This window comes from Microbacterium abyssi, from assembly GCF_015277895.1.
Classification (GTDB): Bacteria; Actinomycetota; Actinomycetes; order Actinomycetales; family Microbacteriaceae; genus Microbacterium; species Microbacterium abyssi.
In genome coordinates, this window is sequence record NZ_CP063815.1 from 1,049,599 (window position 1) to 1,062,696 (window position 13,098).

General features: G+C 67.3%; 14 protein-coding genes. 4 read left to right on the forward strand and 10 right to left on the reverse strand.

Features of this window, described 5'->3' with window-relative positions:
- Window positions 1-17: 17 nt before the first annotated feature.
- Together gndA and IM776_RS15905 are read right to left on the reverse strand one after the other, a co-directional pair.
- Complete coding sequence (gene gndA / locus IM776_RS05200) at window positions 18-1,466, reverse strand: NADP-dependent phosphogluconate dehydrogenase (protein WP_194421945.1); 1,449 nt, start codon at window positions 1,464-1,466, stop codon at window positions 18-20.
- A gap of 104 nt (window positions 1,467-1,570) precedes the next feature.
- Window positions 1,571-1,696, reverse strand: coding sequence for a hypothetical protein (locus tag IM776_RS15905; protein ID WP_267237935.1), 126 nt, complete (start codon window positions 1,694-1,696; stop codon window positions 1,571-1,573).
- Between the two features lie 221 nt (window positions 1,697-1,917).
- On the opposite strand from IM776_RS15905, the gene IM776_RS05205 reads away from it, so the two are divergent.
- Together IM776_RS05205 and pth are read left to right on the forward strand one after the other, a co-directional pair.
- Entirely contained in the window at window positions 1,918-2,547 is a 630-nt protein-coding gene (locus IM776_RS05205) for a 50S ribosomal protein L25/general stress protein Ctc (protein ID WP_194421946.1), read from the forward strand.
- A gap of 92 nt (window positions 2,548-2,639) precedes the next feature.
- On the forward strand, window positions 2,640-3,221 hold the full coding sequence (gene pth / locus IM776_RS05210; RefSeq protein WP_194421947.1) for an aminoacyl-tRNA hydrolase: 582 nt from the start codon (window positions 2,640-2,642) through the stop codon (window positions 3,219-3,221).
- A gap of 29 nt (window positions 3,222-3,250) precedes the next feature.
- On the opposite strand, the gene IM776_RS05215 is transcribed toward pth, so the two are convergent.
- From IM776_RS05215 to sdhC, 8 genes are all read right to left on the reverse strand, one after another.
- Window positions 3,251-3,799, reverse strand: coding sequence for a DUF4064 domain-containing protein (locus IM776_RS05215; RefSeq protein WP_228479925.1), 549 nt, complete (start codon window positions 3,797-3,799; stop codon window positions 3,251-3,253).
- A 31-nt stretch (window positions 3,800-3,830) separates the two neighbouring features.
- Complete coding sequence (trpS, locus tag IM776_RS05220) at window positions 3,831-4,835, reverse strand: tryptophan--tRNA ligase (RefSeq protein ID WP_194421948.1); 1,005 nt, start codon at window positions 4,833-4,835, stop codon at window positions 3,831-3,833.
- 93 nt (window positions 4,836-4,928) lie between these two features.
- Window positions 4,929-5,768: an exodeoxyribonuclease III gene (locus tag IM776_RS05225; RefSeq protein WP_194421949.1), complete on the reverse strand. Its 840-nt coding sequence runs from the start codon at window positions 5,766-5,768 to the stop codon at window positions 4,929-4,931.
- Between the two features lie 9 nt (window positions 5,769-5,777).
- A complete protein-coding gene (locus tag IM776_RS05230) occupies window positions 5,778-6,986 on the reverse strand; it encodes a YihY/virulence factor BrkB family protein (protein WP_194421950.1) in 1,209 nt (402 codons plus the stop codon).
- A gap of 47 nt (window positions 6,987-7,033) precedes the next feature.
- A complete protein-coding gene (locus tag IM776_RS05235) occupies window positions 7,034-7,795 on the reverse strand; it encodes a succinate dehydrogenase iron-sulfur subunit (RefSeq protein ID WP_194421951.1) in 762 nt (253 codons plus the stop codon).
- Window positions 7,796-7,797: 2 nt separating this feature from the next.
- Window positions 7,798-9,603 carry a succinate dehydrogenase flavoprotein subunit gene (sdhA, locus tag IM776_RS05240; protein WP_194421952.1) on the reverse strand — a complete coding sequence of 602 codons (1,806 nt, stop codon included), beginning with the start codon at window positions 9,601-9,603 and terminating at the stop codon, window positions 7,798-7,800.
- Between the two features lie 22 nt (window positions 9,604-9,625).
- Complete coding sequence (gene sdhD / locus IM776_RS05245) at window positions 9,626-10,078, reverse strand: succinate dehydrogenase, hydrophobic membrane anchor protein (protein WP_194421953.1); 453 nt, start codon at window positions 10,076-10,078, stop codon at window positions 9,626-9,628.
- Entirely contained in the window at window positions 10,078-10,512 is a 435-nt protein-coding gene (gene sdhC / locus IM776_RS05250; protein WP_228479926.1) for a succinate dehydrogenase, cytochrome b556 subunit, read from the reverse strand. The genes sdhD and sdhC overlap by 1 nt, the downstream gene beginning before the upstream one ends.
- A 169-nt stretch (window positions 10,513-10,681) precedes the next feature.
- Between sdhC and IM776_RS05255 the strand changes: the two genes are divergently transcribed.
- Together IM776_RS05255 and IM776_RS05260 are read left to right on the forward strand one after the other, a co-directional pair.
- Window positions 10,682-11,797 (forward strand): mannose-1-phosphate guanylyltransferase, encoded by a 1,116-nt coding sequence (locus IM776_RS05255; RefSeq protein WP_194421955.1) that lies wholly within the window; start codon window positions 10,682-10,684, stop codon window positions 11,795-11,797.
- A gap of 130 nt (window positions 11,798-11,927) precedes the next feature.
- Window positions 11,928-13,019, forward strand: a complete 1,092-nt coding sequence (locus IM776_RS05260) for a BMP family lipoprotein (RefSeq protein WP_194421956.1) — start codon at window positions 11,928-11,930, stop codon at window positions 13,017-13,019.
- Window positions 13,020-13,098 lie beyond the last annotated feature (79 nt).

The following is a 13,098-nucleotide window of genomic DNA, read 5'->3' on the forward strand; positions in this document are numbered from 1 at the left end:
CACGGCGATCAGCGCGATCAGTGCGTGTCGACGGCTGCGATCTCGGTGCGGTCGCCTGACCACTGGGTGTGGAAGGTGCCGTCCTTGTCGATGCGCTTGTAGGTGTGCGCTCCGAAGAAGTCGCGCTGTCCCTGCACGAGGGCTGCGGGGAGGCGGTCGGCGCGGATGCCGTCGTAGTAGGAGAGCGATGACGAGAAGGCGGGGGCGGGGATGCCGGCGGTCGCGGCGGCGATGACGACGCGGCGCCAGGACGCCTGGGCACGGGTGATCGCCTCGGCGAAGTACGGTGCGGTCATCAGCACCGGAAGCTCCGGGGTCTCGTCGTACGCGTCGGCGATGCGGTTGAGGAACTGGGCGCGAATGATGCAGCCGCCGCGCCAGATCTTCGAGATCGCGCCGAGATCGATGTTCCATTCGTATTCGGCAGCACCGGCGCGGATCTCGTCGAAGCCCTGGGAGTAGGCGACGATCTTCGAGGCGTACAGGGCCAGGCGGACGTCCTCGATGAATGCGTCGACATCGGTGACCGTGAAAACGTCGTCGGGGCCGGGCAGGTTCACGGCGACGGCGCGCTGCTCGGGGTGCGAGGACAGCGAGCGGGCGAAGGTGGCCTCGGCGATGCCGGAGACCGGCACGCCCAGAGACAGCGCCGTCTGCACGGTCCACGCGCCGGTGCCCTTGGCTCCGGCCTGGTCGAGGATCACGTCGACGAGCGGCTTGCCGGTCTCGGCATCCACCTGACGGAGCACCTCGGCGGTGATCTCGATCAGGTACGACTCGAGCTCGCCCTTGTTCCACTCGGCGAAGATCTCGGCGATCTCGGCCGGGGACTTTCCGGTGCCTCGGCGGATGAGGTCGTAGGCCTCGGCGATCAGCTGCATGTCGGCGTACTCGATGCCGTTGTGCACCATCTTGACGAAGTGTCCGGCGCCGTCGTGGCCGACGTGCGTGACGCACGGCTCGCCCTCGGCGACCGCGGCGATCGAGCGCAGGATCGGACCGAGCGTGACCCACGACTCGTCCGAACCGCCGGGCATGATCGAAGGGCCGAGCAGCGCGCCCTCCTCGCCGCCGGAGATGCCGGCGCCGACGAAGTTGATGCCCGTCTCGCGAACGGCCTTCTCGCGACGGATCGTGTCGGGGAAGTACGCGTTGCCCCCGTCGACGATGATGTCGCCCGGCTCGAACACCTCCACAAGCGCGTCGATCACCGCGTCGGTGGGACGACCGGCCTTGACCATGATGATCGCGGTGCGCGGCTTCTGCAGCGACGCGGCGAACTCCTCATAGGTCGACGCAGGGAGGAACTCCGCTTCGGGGTGCTCATCGAGCAGCGTCTGGGTCTTCTCGTAGCTCCGGTTGAAGATCGCCACCGTGTTGCCCTCGCGGCTGGCGAGGTTGCGGGCGAGATTCGAACCCATGACAGCGAGTCCGACGACTCCGATGTTCGCTGATGCTTCGGGCACAGACAGCTCCTCGATCGTGAAGTGGGGGAAGGTCTTCAGGGTATCGCTGTGAGCGGCGCCGGCATGCACCGAGGCAACCGGATGCCGGAAATTGCCGCTGGCGGTCAGTCCTTGCGATACCCCGTGCGTCCCATGGCGAAGAGAGCGCCGACGGTGAAGATGGTGGCGCACACGGCCATGGCGCCGATCAGCCAGAGGATGGCGTGCGAGAGGAAAGCACCGTCGATCATGCCGGACTCCGATTTCTGCGGGGGACGAGGACTGTGTTTCAGCCTATCTGGTCATCGGGTACGATAGAGGAGTTCCTCGGCGAGGGATGCTTCGCGTGCGCGGCATCCGTGATCGACGCGGCGAATACAGCCTCGTGGCTTTTTCGCACGTCTGCGTCGGGAAGCCGATCACAAGACCACCACGCGGCGAGCAGTTCGCCGCGTGCCCCGAAGGAGAATCAATGTCTGAGGACACCAAGGTCCACGCCGAGGTCCGCGACCAGTTCGGCAAGGGCTTCGCCCGCCGTCTGCGCGCCGCCGGCAAGATCCCCGCCGTCATCTACGGCCACGGCACCGAGCCCGTGCATGTCGCGCTGCCCGGCCACCAGGTCTCGCTCATCATCCGCCGTGCCAACGCGCTGCTCGAGCTCGACATCGACGGCAAGGACCAGCTCGCTCTGGTCAAGGACGTCCAGAAGGACCCGGTGCGCCAGATCATCGAGCACATCGACCTCCTCGTCGTGAAGAAGGGTGAGAAGATCCAGGTCGACGTTCCCGTCATCGTCACGGGCGAGCCGTTCGCCGGCACCGTCGCCAACCTCGACGCGACGTCGATCACCGTCGAGGTCGAGGCCACGCACATCCCGGAGCACGTCGAGGTCTCCGTCGAGGGTCTGGAAGAGGGCCAGCACATCACGGCCGCCGACGTGAAGCTGCCCAAGGGTGCAACGCTTCTCGCCGACCCCGAGACGCTCGTCGTCGCGATCTACGTGCCGACCGAAGAGGCCGCTGCCGAGCCCGAGGAGGGCGCTGAGGCTGCTGAGGGCGAGGCTGCCGCAGAGGCTCCCGCCGAAGAGGCCGCTGCAGAGTAATCACCTGCTTTCTGCAGAGGGGACGCGAGCACATCGCGTCCCCTCTGTCGTATCCTGACCTGTCGTAACGGACGTCGAGAGATGAGAGACGCATGGCCGACACCTGGCTGATCGTGGGGCTGGGCAATCCCGGTCCACGGTACGAGACGACCCGTCACAATGTCGGCCAGATGGTCGTCGACGAGCTCGCCGGGCGTCGTAATGAGAGCTTTCGTGACCACAAGGGCGGCGCGCGCGTCGTGGAGACCTGGTTGCGGCCCGGTGCGGACAAGATGGTCCTCGCCAAGCCCAACTCGTACATGAACGTCTCCGGCACCCCGGTGGCGGCCCTGGCGCGCTTCTATTCCGTGCCACCGGAGCGCACCGTGATCATCCACGACGAGCTGGACATCCCGTTCGACGTGCTCAAGCTCAAGACCGGCGGCGGTCACGGCGGCCACAACGGTGTGCGCGACGTGGCCCGTGCGATCGGCACCGCCGACTTCCCGCGTGTGCGCGTCGGCATCGGGCGCCCTCCTGGGCGGCAGGATCCCGCAGATTGGGTGCTCTCACCGTTCGGCAAGGCCGAGCGGGAGTCCCTGCCGATCCTGGTGTCGGACGCCGCGGATGCCGTCGAGCTTCTCGTCGCCGAGGGGCTGCTCGCCGCTCAGCAGAAGCATCACGCGCCGCGCTGAACGACGCCGAGCGAGGGACCCGAGTCGAATCAGGCGCCGTACAACGACACGGCGCCTGTGCCGGCGCCGACCCCGAGCGCGATTCCGAGCACGACGAAGAAGATCACCGGGCCGAGCGCGGCCAGGATGAGGCCGATGATCCCCCACACCCGTCCTCGGCGCTTCGCGATGGCGACGATGCCGAGCACGATCGCGACGATGCCCGTGAGGGTCCCCACCCAGAAGCCGATCTCACCCAGCAGCACCTGGTCGCGGACGGGGGAGAGGAATGACAGGTCTGACGTCGCCGCATCGACGTCGGTGGCGACAGAGGGCAGCCGGAACCCGATCTCGTAGCCGGCGATACCCGCGATGATCGGTGCGACCGCGACGGCGACGAGTGAGAGGACGAACGAGAGCACCCCGAGCGTCGCGGGCCTCGGTGCGGGGACGTCAACCGGTGCCTGATAGGCGCCCTGCGGCGTGCTGTAGCCGCCCACCGGTGCCGTGTACGAGCCCGGCGGTGTCTGGTAGGAGGGTGCGGGCGGAACCGGCGCCGATCCGTACGGCGAGGGCGGCGGAAGCTGCGGATCTGTCACGCAACCATCCTATGGCGCGTGATGGATGCTCTCAGACGCGGCGGAGCAGCCCCACCTTGGCGTAGACGGCAGCGAGCGTCGCGTCGGCGACCGCGTCGGCCCGCTCGGCGTTCGCCGCGAGGATGCGGTCGAGCTCGGCCGGGTCATCGAGCAGCTCCAGGGCGCGGCCGCGCACCGGCTCGAACTCGGAGACGACGACCTCTGCGAGGCCCTTCTTGAAGTCGCCGTAGCCGCGGCCGGCGTACTCATCCTCGATGGCGGCGACCTGGCGGCCTGTGAGGGCGGCGTAGATCGTGAGGAGGTTCGAGACACCGGGTTTGTTCTCCCGGTCGAAGCGCACCGACCCCTCGTTGTCCGTCACGGCCCGCATGATCTTCTTCGCCGACTTCGACGGCTCATCCAGCATCCACAGCACACCCGCGTCGCTCTCGGCCGACTTCGACATCTTCGCCGTCGGGTTCTGCAGATCGTAGATGCGCGCGGTCTCCTTCTGGATGACCGGCATCGGCACGACGAAGGTCTCTCCGAAACGTGAGTTGAATCGCTCGGCGAGGTCGCGGGTGAGCTCGACGTGCTGCTTCTGATCGTCGCCGACCGGAACGACGTCGGTCTGATACAGCAGGATGTCGGCGGCCATCAGCACCGGGTAGGTGAACAGCCCGACGCTGGTGGCGTCCTGACCATACCGGGACGACTTGTCCTTGAACTGGGTCATGCGCCCGGCCTCGCCGAAGCCGGTGATGGTCGAGAGGATCCAGGCGAGCTCGGCGTGCGCGCGTACGTGCGACTGCACGTACAGCGTGGACTTGGACGGCTCGATGCCGGCGGCGATGTACTGCGCTGCGGTGCGGCGGGTCTTCTCGCGCAGCTCGGCGGGATCGTTCGGCTGCGTCAGCGCGTGCAGGTCCACGACCGAGAAGTACGCGTCGTACGAGCCCTGCAGATCACGCCACTGCAGGAGTGCGCCGATGTAGTTGCCGATCTGAAGCGAGTCGGCGGATGGCTGCATTCCTGAGTAAAGGCGAGGCTTGGTCACGTCTCAATCCTACGGGGACGTTCGAGCCTCAGAGGGGCCACGCGCCCGGAGGCTCCGGGCGGCGCGAAGCGATGGCTGGAGTGGGCGTGGGGATCAATACGAGTAATCGACGATCACCGGAGCGTGGTCGCTCCAGCGGGTGTCGTACGTGGCGGCTCTCGCGACCCGGTAATCCAGCACGCGCGCCGCCAGAACCGGAGTGGCCAGGTGATAGTCGATCCGCCAACCGGAGTCGTTGTCGAACGCCTGTCCGCGCATCGACCACCACGTGTACGGGCCGTCGATCTCGCCGTGGAACCGGCGGCCGACATCGACCCACCCCAGTCCGGTGCCGACCGTGCCGTCCACGCCGGTCACCTCGGCGCCGGCATCCCCGAGGAAACGATCGAAGTACGCCCGCTCGCGGGGGAGGAACCCTGCCTTCTTGCGGTTGCCCCGCCAGTTCTTGATGTCGAGCTCGCGATGGCCGACGTTGAGGTCACCGGTGACGAGGGCGAGCGCATCGTCCTGTCCCAGCTCCGTGAGCCGGATGCCGAACGCGTCGAGGAACTTCCACTTCTCGTCCTGCTTGGGGGTGTCGGCCTCACCGCTGTGCACGTAGGCGCTCACCACGGTGAGCGGGCGATCTCCGATCAGGAAGTCGCCCTCGACCCATCGCCCCTTCGAGTCGAAGTCGTCGGCCCCGAAAGCGGTGCGGGACGCGAGCGCGGGCGTGCGGCTCGCGATGGCGACGCCCGCGCGTCCCTTGGCGGTCGCCTCGTCGTGAACGATCGACCAGCCGGGCAGGGCCGCCTCGAGATGCTCGTCCTGCCCGCGAACCTCCTGCAGCGTCAGGATGTCGATGTCGGCTGCGTCGAGCCATCCGCTCATCCCGTTGCGGGCCGCCGCCCTGATCCCGTTGACATTGACCGAGGCGATACGCAGGTGAGGCATGTCTCCAGCCTACTGAGGGCCCCGGACATCGCCGCGCGAGCGCAGGAACTCGGCGAGCATCCGCTGCGCGCCGGACGTGACGGGCGCCGCAGTCTGGGGCGGGGCGGCGAGCAGGTCGTCGAGCTCGGCCGCAGCCTTGCGCACCGCGCGTTCGGCACCGAACCTGCGAAACCAGGGCGCGTCGTGCAGCGCCCGTCGCGCTTCGCGCAAGCGGATGCGCGCCGTCGTCAGCAGCGCCTGATACTCGGCAGCGATTCGATCGGCCTCGGTCTGCTGGAGCAGCGGAAGATCCCGGTCCTGCGCCGACACGGCGATCCACGCCGCGGCCACGAGCATCACGACACCGTTGACGCGGAACCACAGCAGCAGTCCGATGAAGATGGCGAACGTCGCCAGCAGGGGATTGGTGGGCGTGTAGCTGAGCAGAAAGCCGGCACCGTACTGCAACACCGTCATGGCGCCGCCGCCGAGGAGCGCGCCCGGCCAGATCGTGCGCCAGCGCAGCGACGTGCCCGTGAGGAATCGCACCATCGCCGCCAGCGCTCCGGAGAGCAGGACGAACGAGATGAGCACGGTTCCCAGGCGGATGAGGAGGTTCAGCCCCGAGGACCCGGCGTCCCAGCCGAGCAGGTCGAGCAGCCACTGCAGCACGGCGGCGCTGGCGTAGCTGAGCGCCGACCCCGCCAGGAGCGACAGGCCGAACAGGAACGCCGCGACGAGGTCGCGTGCCTTCAGCAGCACGTAGCTGCGTCGATCCGGCGGCAGCCCGAACATGTCCCGCACGGCCCGGCGCGAGAAGGTGACCCAGCCGATCGCCGTCCAGATCACGGCGCCGAGCGCGATCACGCCGGTGATGCCCAGGACGCTGGTGGTGTTCGCTGCGATCTCATGCGCCTGAGCGGGGGTGACGAACTTGCTGTCGTCGGTGATCAGATCGGGGATGTAGCTGTTGATGACGCCGATCAGCGCATCGACGGCCTCCGCGCTGCCGCCCACCCAGAGACCTGCGATCGCGAATGCCAGGTAGATCGCCGCGAAGATCGCGAACAGGGCCTGATAGCTGACGCCGGCGGCGAGGAGGAAGCCGTTGTTCTGCAGGAAGTGCCGCCACACGCGCACAGGGAACAGTCCGAGCGTTCGTCGCGTGATCGCGGTCGCTCGCTCGACCGCGGCATCCAGGCGGCCGGCCTCGGGAGCACCGGCCTCAGAATCAGACACGCCCCCACCCTATTGCAGGGCGGGGGCGTGAACGGGATGCTGCCGGGTCAGGGGCGGCCGCGGAGAACGGCCTGCTTGACCTCTGCGATCGCCTTGGTGACCTCGATGCCGCGGGGGCACGCCTCGGAGCAGTTGAAGGTCGTGCGGCAGCGCCAGACGCCCTCCTTGTCGTTGAGGATGTCCAGGCGGACCTCGGCGTTGTCGTCGCGCGAGTCGAAGATGAAGCGGTGCGCGTTGACGATGGCGGCGGGGCCGAAGTACTGGCCGTCGGTCCAGAACACCGGGCACGAGGAGGTGCAGGCGGCGCACAGGATGCACTTGGTGGTGTCGTCGAAGATCGCGCGGTCCGCGATCGACTGCACGCGCTCCTTGCCCTTCTCGGGCGTGGAGTTCGCGACGAGGAACGGCTGCACCTCGCGGAAGGACGCGAAGAACGGCTCCATGTCGACGATGAGGTCCTTCTCAAGCGGCAGGCCCTTGATCGCCTCGACGTAGATCGGCTTCGAGATGTCGAGGTCCTTGATCAGCGTCTTGCAGGCGAGGCGGTTGCGGCCGTTGATGCGCATGGCGTCGGAACCGCAGATGCCGTGCGCGCACGAGCGGCGGAACGACAACGAGCCGTCGACCTCCCACTTGATCTTGTGCAGGGCGTCCAGGACGCGGTCGGTCGAGAAGAGCTCGACGTCGTAGTCGACCCAGCGGGGCTCGGCATCCTGCTCGGGGTCGAAGCGGCGGACGATGAAGGTGACCAGGAAGGACTGGACAGCCGGATCTGCGGCGGCGGGCGCCTCGGCGACGGCGTTCGACATGGTCAGTACTTCCTTTCCATCGGCTGGTAGCGGGTCTGGACGACCGGCTTCGAGTCGAGCTTGATGTGGTCGGCCGGGGTCGACGAGTGCGGGTCGCCCGTCAGGTAGGCCATGGTGTGCTTCATCCAGTTCTCGTCATCGCGCTTGGGGAAGTCGTCGCGCATGTGGCCGCCACGGCTCTCCTCGCGGTTCTGCGCCGCGTAGACGACGACCTCGGCGATGTCGAGCAGGAATCCGAGCTCGACGGCCTCGAGCAGGTCGGTGTTGAAGCGGTGGCCCTTGTCGTCGATGTAGACGTTGCGGTAGCGCTCCCGGAGCTCGGCGATGACGCCGAGCACGTGCTCGAGCGACTCGTGGGTGCGGAACACCTGGGCGCCGCGGTCCATCTCCTCCTGGAGCTTCTTGCGCAGCACGGCGACGCGCTCGGTGCCGTTGCTGCCGCGCAGGTTCTCGAGCATGTCCTTGACGAACGCGGCCGGGTTCTCGGGCAGCGGGACGAATTCGGCCGTCTTGGCATACGCCACGGCGTTGTTGCCGGCGCGCTTGCCGAAGACGTTGATGTCGAGCAGCGAGTTGGTGCCGAGGCGGTTCGAGCCGTGCACCGACACGCAGGCGCACTCGCCCGCGGCGTACAGGCCCGGCACGACGGTGTCGTTGTCCGCGAGGACCTCGGCGTCGTTGTTGGTCGGGATGCCGCCCATGGCGTAGTGCGCGGTGGGCATCACCGGCACGGGGTCGGTGACGGGGTCGACGCCCAGGTACGTGCGGGCGAACTCGGTGATGTCGGGGAGCTTGGTCTCGAGCACCTCGGCGCCGAGGTGAGTGCAGTCCAGGTACACGTAGTCCTTGTGGGGACCTGCACCGCGGCCGTCGAGCACCTCCTGCACCATCGACCGCGCCACGATGTCACGGGGGGCGAGGTCTTTGATCGTGGGGGCGTAGCGCTCCATGAAGCGCTCACCGGATTCGTTGCGCAGGATCGCGCCCTCGCCGCGGGCGCCCTCTGTGAGAAGGATGCCGAGACCGGCGAGTCCGGTGGGGTGGAACTGGAAGAACTCCATGTCCTCGAGGGGCAGGTTCTTGCGCCAGATGATTCCTACGCCGTCACCGGTGAGGGTGTGCGCGTTGGAGGTGGTCTTGAAGATCTTGCCGAACCCGCCGGTAGCGAAGACGACCGCCTTGGACTGGAAGACGTGCAGCTCGCCGGTGGCCAGGTCGTACGCGACGACGCCGGCGACCAGGGTCGTGCCGTCGGCGCCCTTGACCGTGATCAGATCGAGCACGTAGAACTCGTTGAAGAAGTTGATGCCGAGCTTGACGCAGTTCTGGAACAGCGTCTGCAGGATCATGTGGCCGGTGCGGTCTGCAGCGTAGCAGGCGCGGCGCACAGGGGTCTTGCCGTGCTCGGCGGTGTGGCCGCCGAAGCGGCGCTGGTCGATCTTGCCCTCGGGGGTGCGGTTGAAGGGCAGACCCATGTTCTCGAGGTCGATGACCGCGTCGATCGCCTCCTTCGCGAGGATCTCGGCGGCATCCTGGTCGACGAGGTAGTCACCGCCCTTGACCGTGTCGAAGGTGTGCCACTCCCAACTGTCCTCCTCGACGTTCGCGAGGGCCGCCGCCATGCCGCCCTGCGCGGCGCCGGTGTGCGACCGCGTCGGATACAGCTTCGAGATCACGGCGGTCTTCGCGCCGGGGCCGGCCTCGATGGCGGCGCGCATGCCTGCGCCGCCGGCGCCGACGATCACGACGTCGAACTGGTGGTAGTGGACGCCGTCGCGGACGACGGAATCCTGAGTCTCGGTAGTCACTTCTCGTTGCTCTCTTCTCAGCTCAGTTCGGGAACACGCCCATGGCGGCGCATTCCTCCACGAGTGCGCTGCCCTCGGTGAGGCCCAGGCAGGGGTCGAAGGTGAAGACGACCAGGGTGCCGAGGACGATCAGGAGCCCTGCGGCCAGGCCGATCGCCCAGACGAGGGCCTTGCGCACCTTCTCGTTGGTCACGTAGTCGTTGACGATCGTGCGCATGCCGTTGCCCCCGTGGATGAGCGCGAGCCACAGCATCAGCACGTCCCACCACTGCCAGAACGGCGTGGCGAACTTGCCGGCGATGAAGGCGAAGTCGAGGGCGTGGATGCCCTCGCCGACCATCAGGTTGACGAACAGGTGGCCGAAGATGAGGACGATCAGCACGACGCCGGATGCGCGCATGAACACCCAGCCCCACTTCTCGAGGTTCACGCCCCGGCGGCGGCGCGCCGGTGCTGCGACGGTCTGTGCGGACATCAGTGACCCCCTCCGAATCCGGCGAATGCCAGCATCAGGTGACGCGGGGCGAAGCCGGCCATCAGCACGACCCACACGGCGAGGACACCCCAGAAGAGCTGCTTCTGGTAGCGGGCGCCCTTCGACCAGAAGTCGATGAGGATGATCCGCAACCCGTTGATGGCATGGAAGACGATGGCGGCGACGAGCACGACCTCGCCGAGTGCCATGACCTCGTTCTTGTAGGTGCCGATCACGGCGTTGTACGCCTCGGGGGAGACCCGGATCAGTGCTGTGTCCAGTACGTGGACAAGCAGGAAGAAGAAGATCGCGACTCCGGTGATGCGGTGAAGCACCCACGACCACATGCCCTCGCGACCGCGGTACAGCGTGCCGCGCGGCGTCTTGGACGTGGTTTCCGAAATCGACGGTGCGGGGCGTGAGCCTGCGGACACGGTCGTCCTCCCTAGTCGATGCGAGGTCGGCAGCATGAGCTGGGTCTGATACCGACCTCAGGGCATGCCCGATCGGGATCCATCCTATTCCTGTTCAAACGCTGGGAGCGACGAAGGGTGACCTAAGTCTCTCGACATCGAGATTTCTGCGCGCACTACGCTGAGGGGCATGAGTGAGCCGTTCGACGACTTCTACGCAGTGATCCCCGCCGGCGGCATCGGGAGCCGGCTGTGGCCGCTGTCCCGCGCGGATGCGCCGAAGTTCCTGCACGACCTGACCGGCTCCGGCAATTCCCTGCTGCGTGACACGTGGGACCGTCTGGAGCCGCTCACCGGCCCCGATCGGATCTCCGTCGTCACCGGCCGCGCGCACCGTGCCGCCGTCGAGGCCGAGCTTCCCGGCATCCCCGATATGAACGTGTTCCTCGAGTCCGAGCCGCGCGATTCGGCCGCGGCGATCGGCCTCGCAGCGGCGATCCTGCATCGTCGTGACCCCGAGGTCATCATCGGATCCTTCGCGGCGGATCACGTCATCCGGGGCACCCGCACGTTCGAGTTCGCCGTGCAGCAGGCCGTCGCCGTCGCACGTGCCGGATACATCTGCACCATCGGCATCCAGCCCTCGGAGCCCTCCGTCGGGTTCGGGTACATCCAGAAGGGCGATGAGCTCATCGTCGACGGTGCGCCGGAGGCCGCCGTCGTCGAGCGCTTCGTCGAGAAGCCCGACCTCGAGACCGCCACGCAGTACTACGCGGACCGCTCCTTCCTGTGGAACGCGGGCATGTTCATCTCCAAGGCGAGCGTGCTGCTCGAGGAGCTCGCGGCCAACGAACCCGAACTGCACGCCGGCCTGCTGGAGCTCGCCGAGGCCTGGGACGACCGCGAGCGCCGCGGCCCCGTCGTCGATCGCGTGTGGCCGACGCTCAAGAAGATCGCGATCGACTACGCCGTCGCGGAGCCCGCCGCCGACAAGGGGCGCCTGGCCGTCATCCCCGGCCACTTCGACTGGGACGACGTGGGCGACTTCGCCTCGCTCACCAAGCTCATCTCCGCAGGGCGCAAGAACGACCTGGCGGTGCTCGGGCCCAGGGCCCGTGTGCTCTCGGATGCCGCGACCGGGATCCTCGTCAGCCAGACCTCGCGCGTGATCAGCCTGATCGGCGTGCAGGACATCGTCGTGGTGGACACCCCCGACGCGTTGCTGGTCACGACGACCGAGCATGCCCAACGCGTCAAGGGCGTCGTCGAGTCGCTGAAGCTCACCGGTCGCGGCGACGTACTGTAGCCCCGGCATTCGCATCTATTGCGAGTTCATAACCATTAACCGTCGCGACGCCTTCGGATGAGGTAACACTGGGTAACTTAGCCGGACGGGGCCTTGCGATCGGCGCAGGCCAGTAGTCGTGGAGGCTTACGTGACCATTTCCACCCGAAAGCGCGCTCTGGCCGCGCTCGTGGCGACCGGCGTCGCCGTCGCACTCGCAGGCTGCGGGGCCGCTCCGGAGGACAACGGCGGAGACGCCGGCGGCGAGACGATCGACTTCCTGCCCTGCATCGTCTCGGATGCCGGCGGGTTCGACGACAAGTCGTTCAACCAGCTGTCCTTCGAGGGTGTCGTTCAGGCCGCCGATGAGCTCGGGGTCGAGTACAAGAACGTCGAGTCCAACAGCGAGACCGACTTCGCCCCGAACCTGGAGAGCCTCGTCTCGCAGGGCTGCAACGCCATCGTCTCGGTGGGCTTCGCGCTGTCTGCAGCGACCGTCGAGTCGGCTCTGGCCAACGAGGGCGTGGACTACATCCTCGTCGACGACGCCGCCGACAACGACTTCGACGGCGAGAAGGATGCCGAGAACGTCAAGCCGCTGCTGTACGACACGGCTCAGGCCGCGTTCCTCGCCGGCTACCTGTCCGCCGGTTACTCCGAGACCGGCAAGGTCGGCACCTACGGCGGCATGGAGTTCCCGACCGTCACCATCTTCATGGACGGCTTCTACCAGGGCGTCAACTATTACAACGAGCAGAACGACGCCGCTGTCGAGGTCGTCGGCTGGGACGGCAAGTCCGGCTCGTTCACCGGCGGCTTCGAGGCCGGCCCCGAGGCGAAGACCGTCGCGCAGAACATCATCGACCAGGGCGTCGACGTGCTGCTGCCGGTCGGCGGACCGATCTACCAGTCGGGTCTGCAGGCCATCAAGGAGTCCGGTCGTGACATCGCGCTGATCGGTGCGGACGCCGACCTCTTCGTCACCGACCCGACCACCGCCGACTTCGTGCTGACGTCGATCCTCAAGGACATGAAGCTGTCCGTGTACGAGGCGACGATGAGCAGCGCGAACGACGAGTTCGACGCCGAGGCGTACATCGGAACCCTGGAGAACGAGGGCGTCGGCATCGCCGAGCTGCACAACTTCGAGGACAAGGTGGACCCCGAGCTCTGGACGGCTGTCCAGGACCTGCAGCAGCAGATCATCGACGGTGACGTCACCGTCGAGTCGTACCTCGGCTGACCGAGGACGAACCGAGGGGAGGTCGGCGACCCGCCGGCCTCCCCTCGCCGATGCCCGGGTGCCCACAGGAACCTGGGAT